Source organism: Variovorax nivicola (genome assembly GCF_051216475.1).
In the GTDB taxonomy this organism is placed as follows: domain Bacteria; phylum Pseudomonadota; class Gammaproteobacteria; order Burkholderiales; family Burkholderiaceae_C; genus Variovorax.
On the sequence record NZ_JBPJZK010000010.1, the window covers coordinates 77953 to 95708 of the forward strand.

A 17756-nucleotide genomic window follows, 5' to 3' on the forward strand; every position below is an offset into this window, starting at 1 on the left:
TTCCTCCGTTGCTTGCTTCGATGTGGCGTCACGCGACCAGTGGCTGCCAGCGCTCGGATTTCTCCAGCTCCGGGTCGCTCTCGATGGCGCGTGCGCGGTCGGTCATCTGCGCGTCTTCCGTATTGGCGCCATGCAGCACGGTGCGCATCAACGTGGCGTGGCGCAGGTCGGCGGTGGCCAGGTCGGCATGGCGGAAATCGGCATAGGTGAGTTCGGCGCCCGTGAAGTTGGCGCCGCGCAGCTTCGCGCCCGCGAAGTGCGTCTGGTACAGGTCGCAGCCCGAGAAGTTGGCCTGCGGCAGCACGGCCCCGGTGAACAGCGCCTGCCTCAGCTTCGCGCCCGAGAAGTCGCACCCGGTGCCGCCCGCCTCGCAGAAGATCGACGAGGGCGCCACCGCCTTCGCGAACTTCGCGCCATCGAGCCGCGCGCCCTGGAAGTTGCACTGCCGCAGCACGATGCCGCTGAAGTCCGCGCCGCCCAGGTCGGTGGACGAGAACTGGCAGCCCTCCAGCTCCAGCCCCGCGAACGACATGCCCTTCAGCGAGGTCTTGAAGAACACGTTGCGCAGCATGCGCGCGCCGGTCCACGTGAGGTGCGACAGGTCGCACTCGTTCACTGTGGTGTAGTGCCAGCTGGTGTCGTCGGCGCACACGTCCAGCAAGACCGACTGGCTGAACACCGCCGAGTCGAGCTGCGCGCCGCGCAGCACCGCGTGGTCGAGTCGGCACTTCGTGACGGTGGCCATGGTGAGCACGGTGCCGGCCAGCTGCGCGTGCGTCAGGTCGCATTCGGTGAACACGGCGCCGTGCAGGTTGGCCTCGCGCAGGTCGACGTGGTCGAGCAGGCAACGATTGAACACGGCCTTGCGCAGGTTTGCGCCCGAGACGAGCGCGCCGCGCAGGTCGCACTGGTCGAACACGGTCTCGCGCAAGTCGGCAGCGCGCAGGTCGGCTTCGGCAAGGTTGACCTTGGAGAACACGCCACCGCCCAACGGCAGTTTCGCGAACTGGCCCTTACGCAGGTCGAGCCCTTCCAGCGTCTCTCCGACGCCAACGGCAATGGCGAGCAGTTGCGGTGTCATGCTGCTGCCTGCTGTTCAGGGGTGAGCCGGGGCCAGGTGCGCGCGCGCTGGAGCAACGCACCGTCGAAGCTGGTCGAGCCGTCGAGCCGCACGCGGCTCAGGTCGGCACCGAAGAGGTTGCTGCGCCGCAGGTCGGCGCCGCGCAGGTCGGCCGACTGGAACACGGCGTCGCTGAAGTTCACGCCCGACAGCAGCGCACCGGTGCAGACGGCCTTGCGCAGCAGCGCGCCCTTGGCGCTGGCCAGCCGCAGGTCGGCCCCGTCGAGCCGCGCATCGCAGAGGTTGGCGCCATCAAGCACGGAACGCACCAGCTTCGCACCGCGCAGGTCCGAAGCGCCGAAGTTGAAGTTGCGCAGGTCGGCCAGGCCCATCTCGGCATCGGTGAGGCTGGTGCCCTTCACGGCCACGGCGCCGGCGCACTTCGCGCCCATGAGCCGGGCGGCGTCGAGCTTGCAGGTGACGAAAGTGGCGGCGGCGAGCGTGGCGTCGTGCATGTCGACGCCCGTGAGGTCGCACTCGATGAAGTTGCAGGCCGACAGGTCGGCCTCGGGCCAGCGCATGCCCTTGAGGTCGAGCTTGTGGAAGACCTGGCCCGCGAGCAGCGCGCCGGTCCAGTCCGCCTCGCCCCAGGTGGTGTCGAGCAGCTGGGCCTTCGTGAAGTTGGCGCGCCGCATCTGCGTGCCGCCGAAGGCGCAGTGCATGAGCATGGCCTGCGAGAAATCGCAGCCGTCGAACACGGCGCGCGCGAGCTGCGCCTTGCCGAGGTTGGCCTCGCGAAAGCTGGCGCCGATGGCAATGGCGCCTTCGAGGTTCGCATGCGCGAGCACCGCCCCCGCGAAGATGGCGCCCGAGAGGTTGGCGTTGCTGAAATTGGCGCTCTCCAGCCATGCGCCTTCGAAGTTCACCTCGCGCAGGTCGAGGCCAGAAAAGTCGGCGCCCGTGAAGTCGGCGCGCGAAAACAGCTTGATGCCGGCCGCGATGGCGCGCGTCATCTCGGCGCGCAATGCCGCTGCCGCATCGGCCGGCATCGCAAAGGCCGGCGGCTGCACGTGCGCGGACTGCAGGTAGCCCTTGCGCTGCACTTCCTCGAGTTCGCAGAGCTTGGGGAACATCGGCATCAGGTCGACCTTGCGGGTGCTGACGGCCGCCTGCGCCTGCATCTCGGCCAGATGCTTCTCGGCGCTGTAGAGCGGCGGCCCACGGTGCTGCACCTTGGCGAGGTCGATGCGGTGCTGCTCCGCCGCTTCCAGCGCCTTCTCGAGCACGGTCACGGCGTCTTCGACGGCGGCCCAGCCCTGCGCGTTGGCCTCCTTCATCTTCTTCTCGATGTACGGGGGCAGCTCGTCGCCCACAGGCACCTTCTCGCGCGGCGGCATCTTGATGCCGAGCGCGTCGGGGTCTTTGCCCATTTCCACGGCCTTGTCGCGCGCGAACTCGACGTCCATCTCCGCTCGGCGGTACTGCGCCTCGCCCTGCAGGCCGTCCATGCCGAACGGTGCCTTGGCGGCTTCAACGTCGGGGTCGAGCGTGCTGATGCCTTCGGGCAGCAGGTCGCTGTCGATGATGGCGTAGACGGGGCCCATCTTCGGGTCTGCGCGCTTGGCCGCAGCTTCGAGGTAATGCGCGTCGCTGCGCGGCTCGTCGGTGCGCTCTACCGCGCCCATCAGGCTGGCCACGTCGGAGCCGTCGTCGGTGCCGACCTCGGCCAGCCCCTGGAAGATCGCGATGCAGCGCTCCGCGTGCGGGAAGAACCACACGGTGGTCAGCCGCAGCGGCACCTCGCGCACCTTGGGCTCGCTGCTGCCGGCAATCTTGTAGCCCACGAACACGCGCGCGCGCAGGCCCGGCAGGCGGCCTTCGATGCGCGGCTTTTGCGGGTGCATGTTGTCGAAGGCGAAGGGCTCGTCGCCGGCGAGCGGCGCAGCCATCCACTGGTCGGGAGGCGCGAGGTTGAAGTAGCGCCAGTCGGTGTCGGGTGCGAAGCCCGGCGCATGCAGCTTCAGGTAGTCGGCGTCGTAGATGCCGCGGTACTGCGCGCGCTGCGGATGCATCAGGTCGAGCGCGCCGAAGCCGGCCGGCGCAATGGCCTGGTCGGGCCGCAGCAGCCGGTCTTGCGGCAACTCGGTGTTGGGCAGCCACAGGACGCCGTCGCGTGCTTGACGGCCCCGGCCTTGCGGGTTCTGCGCGAAATCGGCGCCGCCGTATGCGGCAGCCCAGTCGAGCGGCAACGACTCGAAGGGCTGCGGCGCGGTGGCGCGCGTACCCTCCCAGTGCCGCTCGCCGAAGACGAGCAGCGTCTTCTCGCACGCGCCGAAGCGCGCGCGCACCGCGCAGGCGTCTGGCCGGTCGGGCGGCGCGAAGGCCTTGCCGTGCACCAGGAACTCGGGTGTGAGCTTGGCAACGCCTTCGTCGATCAGCGGCTGCGCCATTTCCTTCGCAAGAAAGGACCACATCGACTGCTCGGCCCACAGCGTGCCGCGCTCGCCCTGCGCGAACGGCAGGTGCAGGTACGCGCTGACGCTGAGTCCGAACCGCTTGCGGAACTCGATGGGCCGCGTCGAGAGGCCGAGCGCCTGGGGCTTGAGGACTTGCATTCGGCGCCCTGGCTAGTCGTCTTCGGGCTCGCGCTCTGCGGGCGGCCGGGCCGAGCCGTCGGGCTCGACGGCGTTGTTGACCTTGCCGAGATCGGCGGTGCCGCTGGGGTCGCTGGTAAAGACCTCCGCGATCGGCAGCCCCAGCCCCATGATCGGCACCAGCCCGAGGATGGCGTCGAAGCGCCGGTTGCTGGCCTTGCCCGCCAGCGACCGCAGCCGGTCTTCCAGGCTGTGCAGGCCTTCTGCATGCGCGTCGTCGGCGGCCTTGCCCAGTGCCGTTGCCGCATCGGCGTACTGCTTGAGCGTGGCGCCGATGTCTGTGTAGGCCGAGGCGGCGCCCGCTATCGCGGCGACGGCGCCGCCCACCGCCGCGGCTCCCGCGCCCGCACCACCGGCGCCCGGCGTGAAGGTGTGCAGCGCCGACTGCTTGACATCCATCGCCACCGCCGCGATGTCGGGCGCCGCGCAATTCGTCAGCTTCACGCCCGCCGTGTTCTCGATGTTCACGCCCAGCACGTTGGCCATGGCCAGCGCCAGCGCGTTCTCGATGCTCATGCCGATGAAGGTCGAGCGGGTCACGCCCATGTTGGCTTCGCTGTTGGTGCCGATGTAGCCGCTCGAATTGGAGCCCAGTACCGTGGTGTTCGAGCCGATGGAGGTAGCGTTGATGTCGCCCACCGCCATCATCTCGATCTTGGTGTTGCTTATCAGCTTGATCTTGTCGGCCATCAGCCCCAGCGGACCGCTGGGCACGGTGATGTACTTGGAGTTGGAGCCCGTCACCAGCCAGTCGATGTGGGCCGCCTCGAAGCTCATCTTCGCAGCCTTGTAGGTGACGTTGCCGCTGACGGTGATGGTCTGGTTGCCGGTGACGTTGCGGGTTTCGCCGGCGCGCGAGGTGTCGGTGCGCGCGCCGGTCACATCGCTCAGGCTGGTGCCCGTGACCATGGTCTTGTCGTCGCTGTCGACGAAGGTGGTGCGAGTGCCAACCACCTGGTTGTTCTGCTTGCCCTTGACCGTGTTCTTCTGGTCGACCACCACCATGTTGGTGTCGTTGCGCGTGACGGTGCTCTTGCGGTCGCGGTCGACCAGGCTGGTCTGGTCGCGCTTGACGGTGATGGTCTGGTCGCGGTCGATGGTGGTGGAGTCGTCACGCTCCACGCTGCGGCTCATGTCGAGCTCGGCGTGGATGTTGATGTTCTCCTCGCCCTTCTTGTCCTCGAACATGATCTCGTTGTAGTTCGCAGGACCGCCGCCGGGCGTGGAGCGGGTCTTGAAGCCGCTCTGCGTGGGCGACTTGTACGGAATGGGCTGCTCGTCGTTGTAGACGCGCCCAACGATGATCGGCCGGTCGGGGTCGCCGTTGAGAAAGTCGACGATCACCTCCTGCCCGATGCGCGGAATGAAGTAGCCGCCCCAGCCCTTGCCGCCCCATGGCTGCGACACGCGCACCCAGCAGGTCGACTTCTCGTTGCTCTCGTCGTAGCGGTCCCAGTGAAAGTGCACCTTCACGCGGCCGTGGTCATCCACGTGCAGCTCGTCGCCCTTGGGGCCGACGACGATGGCGGTCTGCGGGCCAGGCATGGTCACGCGCGGCGTGAGGCGCGGCGCGCGGAACAAGCGCTCAGCCGGCATCACGGTGAGCAGGAAGATGCTGCTGCCGGTCTGCGCAGCGGCCAGCGCAGGCGTGGCGGCGATGATCTCCTCAAGCACCGGCAGCGTGTCGGCGTTCACCGCGTCGTCGCGCAGCACGTCGGCCAGCGCGTTGTGCACGGGCCGCGCCGTGGCGCTGGCGCTCACGCCCTCGTAACCGCGGTGGCTGGCGACGAAGGTGCAGGCGGCGATGACGTAGTCGCCGTTGCGCGTGCCGTCGGGGTCGCCCTCGTACTTGAAGCCGCGCCCGGCGGTGACGTCGGGCCACGGCGTCACCGCCCAGTGGCGGTCGCGGCGCGCGTTGAGTTCATCGCCGCGCAGCTTGGCGCGGGTCTCGGCTTCGTCACCGGTGAAGTAGCCGCCCGGAAACTCGAACAGCTCCAGGTTGGCGAGTTCGTGGTCGTCCGAAGCGTCGATGTCTGCGCCCAGCTTCTTCTTGATGGCCTTGAAGTCGCTATCGCGCGAGGCATGCTTTCCGGTGTCGAACTGGCGCCCGCTGACCCAGCGCGAGATCTCGTTGAAGCGCGGCTCGGCGGCATTGGTGGCCATGTGGCGCAGGGTGTCGGCGGCGGGCAGCTTGTCGTGCGCCATGTCGCTGGCGTCCGAAAGATGCATGGTGCCGGGCGCGTCATGCGCGTCGAACCAGTAGTAGATGCCTTCGTCCTCCAGCAGGCGCGAGAGAAACTGGTAGTCGCTTTCCTGGTGTTGCACGCAGTAGCGGCGCGGGTTGTGGGTGCCGATCACGTTGTCGGCCTTGGTTTTCTTGAAGCGCTTGATGGGGCTGTCCTCGAACACAGCATCGAGCACTTCGAGAACTTTCTTTTCTTGCAGGATGCGCGAATTGGCGCGCTTGGTGAGCAGCCAGAACCACGAGCGCAGGGTGATGCGATATTCGTAGTGCCGCCCCATGTGGCCGGCGCGCACGAAGCGCACGGCATGGCCCTGGCAGTGGCGTTCGTGCGTACCGCCATCGGCATCCTGGAATTCGATGACCACGTCGAAGGCATGTCCGAGGATGTCCTTGGCGTCGAGTGCCCTGTTCTCCGAGATCACCGTGAGCTCGTAGGCCGACGCACGCGCAAGCGCCTCGTGGCCCACGATGCGCCAGAACATCAGGTCGTCCTTCGCGGGTGAATCGCTCTCTATGCGGAACTCGTGGTCGGCCATTTTCTTTTTTCTCAGTTGGGTCGTTCGGGATGCGCTGGTTCAGGGCGTGTGCACAGGACACCGGGTACTCCCCTCCGCGAATGTCCCCCGCCTTCGGCTCCTCCTTTATTTCGCTGCGGGGAGCACCCGATGCCCTGTGCACAGGGAACGCCATGCTTGTGCGGGCGGTTCAACCGCTGCGCTGGACGATCACGACGATGGGGTGCCTTGCGCAGCGAAATAAAGGAGGAGGCCGCAGGCCGGGGGACATTCGCGGAGCAAGGCACCCCGTCGGCGTGATCGCGCCCCCAAACAACGCGGCGAACAAAAAGACAGGTCTTCATCTCAGTCGAACGCGTAAGTGAAGTCCGCATCCTTCACGTCCAGCGCCACCCGGCGGATCTCCCCGCCGGAAGCAAGACGCTGCAGATACTCGACAGAAATCGTAGGCAGCACAGTGTTGGTAAGGATCGCGTCGATCACGCGCCCACCCGACTCCGGGTCCTGGCACCGCGCGACCACCTGCTCGACCACCGCTTCGCTGTACTCGAAGGGCACGCCGTGATTGGTCTCGACGCGTTTCTTGATGCGCCCCAGCTGCAGCCGAACGATCTTCTTCATCATCTCGGGCGACAACGGGTAGTAGGGAATGGTCACGATGCGGCCCAGCAGCGCGGGAGGGAACACCTTCATCAGCGGCGCCTTCAGCGCATCGGCGAGCGCGTTGGAGTCGGGCAGCAGCTCCGGGTCGCGGCACATGCTCATCACCAGCTCGCTGCCGGCGTTGGTGGTCAGCAGGATGATCGTGTTCTTGAAATCGATCATCCGGCCCTCGCCGTCTTCCATCCAGCCCTTGTCGAACACCTGGAAGAAGATCTCGTGCACGTCGGGGTGGGCCTTCTCCACTTCGTCGAGCAGCACCACGCTGTAGGGGCGGCGGCGCACGGCCTCGGTCAGGATGCCGCCCTCGCCATAGCCCACGTAGCCCGGAGGCGCGCCCTTGAGCGTGGAGACGGTGTGCGCCTCCTGGAACTCGCTCATGTTGATGGTGATGATGTTCTGCTCGCCGCCGTACAGTGCCTCGGCCAGCGCCAGCGCGGTCTCGGTCTTGCCCACGCCCGAGGTGCCGCAGAGCATGAACACGCCAATGGGCTTCTGCGGGTTGTCGAGCCGCGCGCGTGATGTCTGGATGCGGCGCGCGATCATTTCCAGCCCGTGCTTCTGACCGATGACGCGCTGGTTGAGCGTGTCGGCGAGCTTGAGCACAGCCTCCACTTCGTTCTTCACCATGCGGCCGACGGGAATGCCGGTCCAGTCCGCGACGACCGAGGCCACGGCCTGCTCGTCGACCGAAGGCAGGATGAGTGGCGACTCGCCCTGCACTGCGTGGATCTTGGCCTGCAGCTCATGCAGCTCGGCGAGCAGCGCGGCGCGGTCGTGCGTGGGCTCTGCAGCGGCGGCTGGTGCCGCATCGGTGCCGGCAGCAGCAGGCGTATCCACCGGCTTGTTGCCTGCGCGCAGCTTGCTGCGCAGTTCGAGCAGCCGGTCGACCAGCCCCTTTTCCTCCTGCCAGCGCGCATTGAGCGCATCGAGCTGCACCTTCGATTCGGCCAGCAGCGCGGTGACCTGCGCGGCGCGCTTGGTCACGTCGATGCCGATGGCCTCTTCGCGGCCGATGATTTCTTGCTCGACAGTAAGCCCCTCGATGCGGCGCATGCAGTCTTCCACCTCGGGCGGCGTCGCGTGCTGCGACACGGCCACGCGCGCACAGGCCGTGTCGAGCAGGCTCACGGCCTTGTCGGGCAACTGGCGCGCGGGAATGTAGCGGTGCGACAGCTTCACGGCCGCCTCGATGGCTTCGTCGAGCAGCTGCACGCGGTGGTGCTTCTCCAGCACGCTGGCCACGCCGCGCAGCATCAGGATGGCCTTGGTCTCGTCGGGCTCCGGCACCTGCACGACCTGGAAGCGACGGGTAAGTGCCGGGTCTTTCTCGATGTATTTCTTGTACTCGGCCCAAGTGGTGGCGCCGATGGTGCGCAGGTTGCCGCGCGCGAGCGCCGGCTTCAGCAGGTTGGCCGCGTCGCCGGTGCCTGCCGCACCGCCCGCGCCCACCAGCGTGTGGATCTCGTCGATGAACAGGATGATGGGCGTGGGCGAGCTCTGCACCTCGTCGATCACCTGGCGCAGGCGCTGCTCGAACTCGCCCTTCATGCTCGCGCCGGCCTGCAGCAGGCCGATGTCGAGCGTGAGCAGCTTCACGTCTTTCAGCTGCGGCGGTACGTCGCCGCGCGCGAGGCGCTGTGCAAAGCCTTCGACCACCGCCGTCTTGCCGACGCCGGCCTCGCCGGTGAGCAGCGGGTTGTTCTGGCGACGGCGCATGAGGATGTCGACGATCTGGCGGATCTCTTCGTCGCGACCCGTGACCGGGTCCATCTCGCCCTTCTTCGCCTTTTCGGTGAGATCGACCGCGAACTTCTTCAGCGCATCGCCCTTGCCCATGGCAGCCGGCGCCATCGCACCCGAGTCTTCGCCGGGGGTGCCGCTGCCCATGCCGGTGCCGTCCTGCGCGCGCATCTGCGCTTCGGGCGAGGCGTCGCAGATTTTTGCGAAGTTGTCGGCCAGGTCTTCGACCTTGACCTTCTCGAACTGCTTCGACAAACCGAACAGCGGGTTGCGCAGGCTCTGCGTCTTCAGCATGCCGACCATGATGTAGCCGGTGCGCACCTGCGCCTCACCGAACTGCAGGGTGGCATAGGTCCATGCGCGCTCGATGGCGTTCTCGATGTGCGGAGAAAAGTCGCTGATGGCGGTGGCGCCGCGCGGCAGGCGGTCGAGCGCGGTAGTCATGTCTTTCGCGATGACCGACACGTCGAGCCCGTAGTGCTGGATCACGCGGTGCAGGTCGGAGTCCTGCGCCTGCAGCAGTTGGGCGAACCAGTGCTCCAGCTCCACGTACGGATTGCCCCGCATCTTGCAGAACACGGTGGCGCCTTCGATGGCCTTGTAGGCCAGCGAGTTGAGTTTGCCGAAAAGGGCGGTGCGGCTGATTTCACTCATGAGGGACTCCGTATCTCTTCTGAACGAATGAAGATGGGTTTGTTGAAAGACTGGTTGCCGATGCGCACGTCCGCCGCATCGCGCGAACGCTTGCGCTGCCCGAGCCACGACACCCAGCCCAGGCGCGGTGCGTTGCCCTTCGTGTCGCCAAGCCGCGTGAGCGGAACCTGCGCCTTCTCGAGCACCAGTTCGGCGTCCCACTCGAGCTCGTCGCCGAGCAGCTGCTGCATCCAGCGCTGCAGCACGGGGCGCGCATTGCCGATGGGAAGGAACATGCGGTACTGCTCGAGCGTGAGCGGGCCCATGTGCAGGCGCACTCGATGCTGGCGATCCCACGCGCGGGTGCCGAGCATGGCGCCCATGCCCATCGAGCGCGAGCTCTCGCCCTGCCCCAGCCGCGTGAGCTCTGCCACCGGCAGGCTCATCCAGTGGCCGACCCAGCGCTCCAGCTTCACGGGCACGCCGAAGTAGCTGCACAGCACCGACTCCACGCTCTCCACGTTGTGCACGCGGCGCGAGAGCCAGCCCGAAAAATGCAGGCGCGCGTCGTCATGGATCTCGTCGCGGTCCACGCGGCCCGGCGTGCCGATGCCGACCAGCGCACCGACCTGCAGGCGAAAGCGGTCTTCGCCCGGCCGATCGAGCGCCACGGCCGGCCGCGACTGCGCCCATGCGCGATAGAAGTGCAGCGAGAAGCGGTGCGAAAAACTGTCGAGAAAAGCCAGCCACGTCGGGTCGCCATGGTTCAGGCTGCGCTCGCGGATGAAGTCGCTCAGGTGCACCGGCAGCGGGCCGTTGGGGCCGATGTAGCTGAAGAAGTGCTGGCGCAGGCGCGGCGGCGAATAGGCGGTGGCGGGCTCGAAACGGCTGAAGCTCGCGGGTGCGAACGAGAGCGACGGCTCCTGTCCCACGCGCACCGGCTCTGCGCTCGGCAGCAGCGCGCGGCCCCAGCGCGGCGTGGTCTTGGCAACGGACTCCAGCCGGCGCATCACCGCGAAGTAGTCGAACGACCACGGCTCCGCAGACCACCCGCGCAGCGCGTTATCCACCCGCGTGCTTACAGAATCTGTCGCGTCCCGCACAGCGGCCTCCAGCGCATGGTCTCGCCCTTGCCTGCAACGCGCAGCACGGTCTCGACGAAATGGTTCACCTCCACATGGCGCGAGAGAAAGCGCGCCAGCACGGCGCCGAACAGGAAGGCGCTGTGGCCATGAAAGGCGTCCTTGTCGACTTCGAGCGTCACCTCGAGCCCGCGCCCGAAAGCGATCGGCCCCTTGAGCGGCAGCCTGCGCGCAACGGGCTTGCACTTCACCGACAGCAGGCCGCGCACCTGGCCCTGGCGCATCTCGTCGGCATGCACGGCGTAGAGCATCAGCGTTTCGCGCAGCGCGGCGGCGCCCTGCTCCGGCGTGCTGTCGGACAGCGACAGATAGTTGAGCGCGAGGTGATCGACCACGCGCCAACCGAGCCCCTGGCTCACCACCGGCGACACCGGCCGCGACGGCCCTCGCACCATGCGCACGCGCTGCACGGGAAATGAATCGACGCAGTCGAAGTCGTTCTCGCGGCCCAGCGGCATCAGCAGCGGCAGGTCGCGGTTGGTGCACAGCGCCGTCACCGCCAGCTGCCGCAACGTGGCCGAGTACGGCGCCTGCTGCGGATCGACGATCTGCATGTAGACCTCGGAGCCGATGTGGCTGCTGCGGTTGCCCTCGGTGCGCTGGCGCACCGACAGCATGCGCGGCTCGCGCGTGGTCGTGAAGTAGGCCGGGTGGCTGTTGCGGCTGCCGTGAAAGGCCGAATAGAAAGGCCTGAAAGGCTGCTCGGCCGCGACCGCATCGGCGCCGGGCGCGCCATGGCCGATGACCTCGGTGATGGTGTGCACCTCGAAGTCCTGCGGGCGCGTGCGGTCAGGCACCAGGTGAAACTGGCTCACGCCCTCGGTCATGGGCACGCGGTCTAGCCGCTTGCTGAACAGGTTGACGGCGGGCACGCAGTGCAGCTGCACGTTGTCGGCGCTCACCAGTTTTTCGAGCGCCGCGTCGCCGCGCGAGAACAGCAGCACGATCTCCACGTCGGTCACGGGCATGGCCGCAAGCAGTGCATGGAGCCCGCCGATGCGCACGAACTGAAAGCGCTGCGGAAACGCGAAGTACTCCTGCAGCAGCCGAAAGCCCGAGAAGCCGGTGGCGGTGGTGGGCAGCAGCGCTTCGTCTTCCTCGAAACCGACCGCGCCGATGGCGCTGGCCGGCAGGCTCTGCGCCGTGCCTTGCAGCGCACCGCTGGGCGCGAGCGGCCGCACCAGCACGCCGATGGGCTGGCCCAGCGCGCATTCGTGCAGTTGCCAGGCCACGTCTTCGGCACCGCCGAAGTGCAGCACAAGATCGTCGAGCGCGATCTGGCTGAAGTTCAGGCCGGCCGTGGCGTGCAGCGCAATGCGCAAGCCGCCGCGGATGGCGCGCGACTGCGGGTGCGTGTTGAGCGGCAGGTCGGGCGCGTAGGTGAAGTACTGCGCGCGCTGCACTTCGATGGGCCAGATACGCAATGCGCTGGCCGTGCGGAATTCGCAGTGCGTGTTCTGCCCTACCGCCTGCCTTGCACGCAGGCCGCTGCCGCGCGGCAAGGTAGGGCCGGTCGCAAGGTTCGCATCGTCGGGGTCGGGCACGAATGACACGACCACCATCGCCGGTGTGGGCGAAAGAAAGTGCGGATAGACGATGTCGAGCAGGTGCCCCGTGAAGCGCGGGTATTCGGCGTCGAGCTTCAGGCCCACCCGTGCCGACAGAAACGCCGTGGCCTCGATGAGCCGCTCCACATACGGGTCGGCCACTTCCTGGCCCTCGATGCCAAGTCGATGCGCAATCTTTGGAAATGCCCGCGCGAACTCGGAAGCGCTTTCGCGGAAGTAGCGCAGCTCCTGTTCGTACAGGCTCAGCAGCCGAGGGTCCATGCGGGACTCACCTTGGGTTTTGCGCCATGTCCACTATCTCGATGCGTCCTTCTTCCAGGTCAACGCGGCTTCGCATCAGGAACTCCAGCGGCACGGGCTGTGCCCACAGCATGCCGCGTATCTGCAGGCCGATGCTGTTGTGGGAGTCCAGTGCCGGGCCTTCCATGACGAGTTCCACTTCGAGTGTGCGGGACAAAATGCGCGGCTCGAACTGCAGGATTGCGTTCTTCAAAGCCTGTTCCATGCTGACACGCTGCACCGACGAGGTGAACTGGCCAGACAGCATAGGCAATCCGTAGTTGATGACCGAGCGCGCCGCGTTCGGGTATTGCTTGTCGTCCATCGAGAGGCCGTAGCCGGTGGCGTTGAACAGCCAGCCAAGGTCGCGCAGCACGGCCTGGCGCAGCGCCTGCTTGGTCAGCGTGCGCTTCTCGTCGCCCTCGCGTTTTTCGTCGGGGGCGTTGTCGACGAGGCGGTCGAGCAGCGAAGGCTGCAACCGCTCCTGCGCGGTGAGCTCAGCCATCGGCGCTGCCCTCATCGGCTTCGCCCGCCGAGGTGTCCGCGGCCTGCGTGAACAGGATCTCGCGCACGTCCATCAGTGCGTACTCGCCCGCGTCGCTGCCGAGCACGCGCTGGCCGTAGCCGGCCCATACCTCGGGGCGCAGCTCGCGCCACTCGGTCTTGCGTGCGAGACGCAGCTCGCCGTCTTCGACCTTCTCTGTGCCCTCGTAGCGCGTGGGAATCAGCGCGAGCGTTTCGCCGCCGTTCTCGAACTGCAGGTGCGCGGGCATCCACACGCAGTCGCGCAGGTCTTCGGGCGGATCGATCTTGATGTGCGCGAGCCGCGCGTACGGAATCCAGTAGTACTTGCCGTTGACGAAGGCTTCGAGCACCGGGCCCAGTCGCATGTCGGCATCGGCCAGCCATTCGAAGGGAGCGCCGTCGATGGTGCCGCTGATGGCGGGCGCACCGTCGAAGGCGCGCTGGCGCAAGTCTTCAGCCAGTTCGCTCTCGCCGCGGCCCTGCCGCAGCAGCGACTCGATGAGCAGCGCCAGCCACTGGTCGGGCTGGCCGAAGATCATGGGCGTGCGCGTGCCGGCGAACACTTCGGCGCGCAGGCCCTCGCAACGCACGGCCTCGCCGTAGACCTGCTTCATGGGCACGGCCAGCGCGTCGAGCTCTGCCGCAACGGTGAGCTGGTTGAGCGCGCGCTCCCACTGCCCGAGCACGCACAGCAGCTGCGCCATGAACACGCGGTGCTTGCTGTCGGAAGGCTTGGCGCGCACGTCGTCGCTCAGGGCCTTGAGCGCGGCGGCCGGGTCGGCAGCCTTGAGGAATTCGGCGGCGGTCGTCATGGTGTGCGGCTCCTGGGTGGTGTGATGAGGCTCAGGCGCGGGTGAACTGGCATTCGCGCACCGCGCCGCGCAAACCAGTGGTCTTCTGCGGAGCCGACCTGACCTTCACGGTGCGGTAGCTGATCGAGATCAGCTCCGAGGGCACGCCCCAGTGGCCGCCGGAGTTGAGCACCAGCCGGCAGATGCGCGCGTTCTCCAGCACCAGCTCGAAGGTCGACTGCGCATCGGGCGAGCGATCGTCGCCGCCGGACTTGTAGGCGCTGATCATGACCTTCAGGTCTTTCTCCTGCGCGCGCAGCAAGCTGGCAATGGTGGCGGTGGCCGCGTCGCTGCGGCGCGCAACGATCAGGTTGTTGGGCACGACCTGGTTCTGGCTGGAAGACTCGGGCACCTGCACCGACCAGTAGTAGCCCCCGATGTTCAGGCGCGCCTTGCCGTCGTCGAAGGGGCGGTCGAGCTCGCCTTCGACTGGCGCGCCCTTGTTCTCGATCAGCATGACCAGGTCGGTTTCGGCCGAGCCGGTGCCGATCAGGTCGAAGAACTGCCGGGCGTCTTCAGGGCTCCAGGAGCCGTCGTCTAGAAATGCCATATCACCTCCGGAAATCGAAACAAGGAAAAGAAACCGTGATCTCGGGCCGCGTCGTCATGGCCGGGCTCCGCCGTCCGCTGCGCCGCCGCTCCTGCGCAGCAGGGCCGCGAACACCTGCCGCTCGCCGCTCTCCGCCGGTGGCTGGCCACCGCGCACGCGCACTTCCGACACATCGGCCTGCGCATAGGCCACGCCAAACAGGCGCGGCGCGCTGTAGGGCGTGGCGGGCACGGCCATGACCAGCAGTCGCGCGTCGCCCGCGGCATCGAGCCATGGCAGGTCGAAGCGCTTGACCGAAGGCTGATCGGGCGTGCCGCGCTTGAAGCGGTTGGTTTCGCCGACGAGTTCGTCGGGGTAGACCGACTGCAGGTTGCCGCGCGCGTCGATGCCGGCGATGACGAGGTCGAGCGAACGGCCGCTGGTGTTGCGCACGTTCAGGCGCAGGCGCTCGCCGGTGCGCAGCGAGGGCAGCGCGTTCGCGGCCTGTGCCTGAACTTGGACGATGGGGGTGCTGCGCAGCATGCGGTCGGCGCTCCAGACTTCGAGCGCGGCGTCGAAGCCGTCGAGCTGGCCATCCTTGCCGTAGGCCTGCAGTTGCGCGAGCCACTTGAGCTGCGCCAGGGCCTGCAGGCGGCGGCGCAGCGCGGCGGTGTCGGGCAGCACCACTGCGGAGACAGTAGCGCCGAACAGCGGTGAGAGCAGTTCGAGGCGCTGGCCCGAAGGGCCGAGGTCGGTCCAGCGCACGTCGGCGTTGGCCGCATCGTCGGTAGGGCGGATCGCGGCCGGGTAGTCGAGGCTGAGGCCGCCGGGCAGCGGCTTGTCGGCACGCACGCGCAAGGCAGTGGCGGCCGGCTCTGTCATGGGCGTGACGCTCCAGAACGCAGCGCCCGACACGTCCTTCAACGCCGCCGGCACGGCCAGCCATGCGCCGCCGAGCTTGATCTGCGACACGGTGGCCGGCGCACTGCGCACGGCACCGTCTTCGAGCGTGGCGAGCACGCGCAGCTCCTGCTGCTGCGCGAGGCCGTCGAGCAGGCCCGCCTTGACGGCCAGGCTGTCGCCGCTGCGCTGCGCGCGCCACACGGGGCGCGTGGATGCGGGCGCGCCGCTGTTGGCGAACAGCGGCGCATCGAGGTTGCCTTCAGCCACCGGAGACGGTAGCTCGCGCGTGGGAAAGCGCTGCGCAAGTTCGTCGATGACCGGCGGGTACTGCGCGAGCACGCCGTCGAACAGGTCGCGCCAGGTGGCGGGCTTGCGCGACAGTGCCTCCACCACGGCCCATGTCAGCAGGCCCTGCGGCCGGGCGTTGCGCGCCTTGCGGGGCAGACGCAGCTCGGGCGTGATCTGGTGGCTTTCGGATGCGAAGAAGGCAACGTAGCGGGCGCGCGGCACGGCTTCGGCCGGCACGGGCGGCGTCAGGGGCCGCGCGGGCGGTGCGCCGCCGGTCAATTGCGTCACGCGCAGGCCGCGCCAGCGCACTTCGTCGTCGGGTGGCCCTTCGGCGGTGGCGGGTGCATCGGCCGTGCCACGCGTCATGGAGTTGGCGGAGCAGGTGTCGAACACCGAGGCGACAAACACGTTCTTCGCCAGGAAAGACTGGATCCACGCGTCGAAGTCGACGTCGCGCAGGTCGCCCGTGAGCACGTTGTCGCTGCCGAGCGTGCCGCGCACGTCGCGCGCGAGAAAGTTCTCCGACAGCCCGTCGGGCTCCTGGTAGCGCTTGGCGATGTCGCGCAGGCGGGTGCCGTGGCCGGAGAAATACAGCAGCACGAAGTCACCGCTCCTGGACTGCGCGAGCAGCCTGGCCAGCGCGTCGTGGATGGCCTGCGATTCGGGCAGCGCGGCGCCGTTCACGCCGTCGGCGAGCACGGCGATGTCGGGCGCCGCAAAGCCCTGCTTGAGCAGCGCGTCGCGCATCAGCATCACGTCGTTGCGCGGCGCCTGCAGCCACAGCGCCTGCGGCTGGTTGACGAGTTCGGAGACGCCGACGAGCAGCGCGCGCTGGGTGGCGAAGGCCAGGGTGCAGCAGGCGAGCAGCCACAGCACGAGCAGTACCTGGAGAAAGCGCAGTTGCGTGAGGCCCTTTCCCTTGGGCCGCAGGTGAAGGTGCAGACGGGCGACATGCCCGAAGGCCGCGGCGCGTGTCATGGCCGCTGCTCCGCTGCCGGCCCGGCCGACTCGACCAGCGGCGAAGCCGCGAGCACCGACAGCGCCTCGACGGGCTCCGGCACCCGCAGGCGCCACGTGCCCTTGCCGCCCGGATCGCCCGGCCCGCCCACCACATCGGCCGATATCGAATGCAGCAGCCGGTCGGCCTCGTCCATTCGCACGCCGGTTTTCCAGCGCACCACCAGGTCGGCCCGCGCCTGCGCGGGTGCGGTAGGCACGGCGCGGAAGCGCACCTCGTCCTCTTCGGGACCGGCACCTCGGCCGCCGAGCAGCCCGACGTTCTGGATCACCACGCACAACGCCAGCACCGCGAAGGCCGGGCGCGCCCAGCCTTCCGCGCCGAACCAGCGGCGGATGCTGCCCCACCAGCCGCCTTCGGGCCCGGGCTGCGGCCGCGCGGGCGACGGAGCCGGAGAAGAAGAAGCCTCGTCGCCCTGCGGCCGCGTCAGCGCCTTCCCTAGCTGCAAGCCCACGTCGCGGTACAGCTCCTGGTAGTCGGCACGCGGGTCCTGAGGCCCGAGCGGCGTGCCCGACAGCACCGAGAACACACCGCCCACGCTGCGCAATGCGATGCGCCCCGGCTCCGGCGCGATGGCGAGCGATGCGTGCGCGGCCCACTCGTCGTGCACCGCGCGAATCGCGGCGAGACGCGTGGCCGAGACTTCGCCGAGCACGCGCGCGCACAACTGCGGAGTGGGTGCCAGCGTGAGCACGTTCCAGGCCTGGATCACACCGAACATCGGCTCGAAGGGCTCGTCGTCGGGCTCCAGCAGCACGTCGAAGGCAGATGCCCAATCGGCCTCGCCGGCGGCCATCCAGCCCTGCCAGAGATCGCCCTGGATGCAGCGGTCGAGCAGCACGCCGAGCAGCCGCCCTTCGTGCACCACGCTGACGAGGCGGCCCGGCGCCCAGCGGGCCGGAAAGGCGCGCTGGGCGACAGCCTCTCGGCGCCGGGCCAATTCGGTAAGAGGCAGCAGCAGGTCGGATGCGGCGGCGGCCGGGGCCGAGGCCGGTGTGGCGCCCGTTGGAGGGGACGTGCCCGGCATGGCCACGGTGGCCGTGCCGGGTGCACTGTCCGGCGCATCGTCGGGCACGGCCGCGCCGGTTTCCAACGCGTGGCGGATCACGCTGAGCGGGGGCCAGAGGTCGTGGGTCATGGCGT

11 protein-coding genes are annotated in these 17756 nt (G+C 68.2%); all 11 read right to left on the reverse strand.

Annotated elements, in window-relative coordinates; translation table 11 throughout:
• Positions 1 to 28: 28 nt before the first annotated feature.
• The 11 genes from ACSFBF_RS30035 to ACSFBF_RS30085 all read right to left on the reverse strand — a co-directional run bounded on the left by ACSFBF_RS30035 (position 29) and on the right by ACSFBF_RS30085 (position 17751).
• Positions 29 to 1081, reverse strand: a complete 1053-nt coding sequence (locus ACSFBF_RS30035; RefSeq protein WP_435473396.1) for a pentapeptide repeat-containing protein — start codon at positions 1079 to 1081, stop codon at positions 29 to 31.
• Positions 1078 to 3675: a DUF2169 family type VI secretion system accessory protein gene (locus tag ACSFBF_RS30040; RefSeq protein WP_435473398.1), complete on the reverse strand. Its 2598-nt coding sequence runs from the start codon at positions 3673 to 3675 to the stop codon at positions 1078 to 1080. The genes ACSFBF_RS30035 and ACSFBF_RS30040 overlap by 4 nt, the downstream gene beginning before the upstream one ends.
• Before the next feature lie 12 nt (positions 3676 to 3687).
• Complete coding sequence (locus ACSFBF_RS30045) at positions 3688 to 6495, reverse strand: type VI secretion system Vgr family protein (RefSeq protein ID WP_435473400.1); 2808 nt, start codon at positions 6493 to 6495, stop codon at positions 3688 to 3690.
• Positions 6496 to 6819: 324 nt separating this feature from the next.
• The gene (gene tssH / locus ACSFBF_RS30050) at positions 6820 to 9531 is read right to left on the reverse strand and encodes a type VI secretion system ATPase TssH (RefSeq protein WP_435473402.1); all 2712 of its coding nucleotides are present in this window, start codon (positions 9529 to 9531) and stop codon (positions 6820 to 6822) included.
• Positions 9528 to 10580 (reverse strand): type VI secretion system baseplate subunit TssG, encoded by a 1053-nt coding sequence (gene tssG / locus ACSFBF_RS30055; RefSeq protein WP_435473404.1) that lies wholly within the window; start codon positions 10578 to 10580, stop codon positions 9528 to 9530. Before tssG ends, tssH begins: the two co-directional genes overlap by 4 nt.
• An 8-nt stretch (positions 10581 to 10588) precedes the next feature.
• Positions 10589 to 12481 (reverse strand): type VI secretion system baseplate subunit TssF, encoded by a 1893-nt coding sequence (tssF, locus tag ACSFBF_RS30060; protein WP_435473406.1) that lies wholly within the window; start codon positions 12479 to 12481, stop codon positions 10589 to 10591.
• 7 nt (positions 12482 to 12488) lie between these two features.
• Entirely contained in the window at positions 12489 to 13004 is a 516-nt protein-coding gene (tssE, locus tag ACSFBF_RS30065) for a type VI secretion system baseplate subunit TssE (protein ID WP_093058744.1), read from the reverse strand.
• Positions 12997 to 13836, reverse strand: coding sequence for a type VI secretion system accessory protein TagJ (locus ACSFBF_RS30070; protein WP_435473409.1), 840 nt, complete (start codon positions 13834 to 13836; stop codon positions 12997 to 12999). Before ACSFBF_RS30070 ends, tssE begins: the two co-directional genes overlap by 8 nt.
• 31 nt (positions 13837 to 13867) lie before the next feature.
• On the reverse strand, positions 13868 to 14425 hold the full coding sequence (locus ACSFBF_RS30075) for a type VI secretion system tube protein Hcp (protein ID WP_435473410.1): 558 nt from the start codon (positions 14423 to 14425) through the stop codon (positions 13868 to 13870).
• 54 nt (positions 14426 to 14479) lie between these two features.
• On the reverse strand, positions 14480 to 16573 hold the full coding sequence (locus ACSFBF_RS30080) for a caspase family protein (protein ID WP_435473412.1): 2094 nt from the start codon (positions 16571 to 16573) through the stop codon (positions 14480 to 14482).
• The gene (locus ACSFBF_RS30085) at positions 16570 to 17751 is read right to left on the reverse strand and encodes a hypothetical protein (RefSeq protein ID WP_435473414.1); all 1182 of its coding nucleotides are present in this window, start codon (positions 17749 to 17751) and stop codon (positions 16570 to 16572) included. Before ACSFBF_RS30085 ends, ACSFBF_RS30080 begins: the two co-directional genes overlap by 4 nt.
• Positions 17752 to 17756: the final 5 nt, after the last annotated feature.

Bases quoted from the DNA above. Each gene is read 5' to 3' on its own strand.
- ACSFBF_RS30035 (WP_435473396.1), bottom strand. From the start codon at position 1,081: ATGACACCGCAACTGCTCGCCATTGCCGTTGGCGTCGGAGAGACGCTG.
- ACSFBF_RS30040 (WP_435473398.1), bottom strand. From the start codon at position 3,675: ATGCAAGTCCTCAAGCCCCAGGCGCTCGGCCTCTCGACGCGGCCCATC.
- ACSFBF_RS30045 (WP_435473400.1), bottom strand. From the start codon at position 6,495: ATGGCCGACCACGAGTTCCGCATAGAGAGCGATTCACCCGCGAAGGAC.
- tssH (WP_435473402.1), bottom strand. From the start codon at position 9,531: ATGAGTGAAATCAGCCGCACCGCCCTTTTCGGCAAACTCAACTCGCTG.
- tssF (WP_435473406.1), bottom strand. From the start codon at position 12,481: ATGGACCCTCGGCTGCTGAGCCTGTACGAACAGGAGCTGCGCTACTTC.
- tssE (WP_093058744.1), bottom strand. From the start codon at position 13,004: ATGGCTGAGCTCACCGCGCAGGAGCGGTTGCAGCCTTCGCTGCTCGAC.
- ACSFBF_RS30070 (WP_435473409.1), bottom strand. From the start codon at position 13,836: ATGACGACCGCCGCCGAATTCCTCAAGGCTGCCGACCCGGCCGCCGCG.
- ACSFBF_RS30075 (WP_435473410.1), bottom strand. From the start codon at position 14,425: ATGGCATTTCTAGACGACGGCTCCTGGAGCCCTGAAGACGCCCGGCAG.
- ACSFBF_RS30080 (WP_435473412.1), bottom strand. From the start codon at position 16,573: ATGACACGCGCCGCGGCCTTCGGGCATGTCGCCCGTCTGCACCTTCAC.
- ACSFBF_RS30085 (WP_435473414.1), bottom strand. From the start codon at position 17,751: ATGACCCACGACCTCTGGCCCCCGCTCAGCGTGATCCGCCACGCGTTG.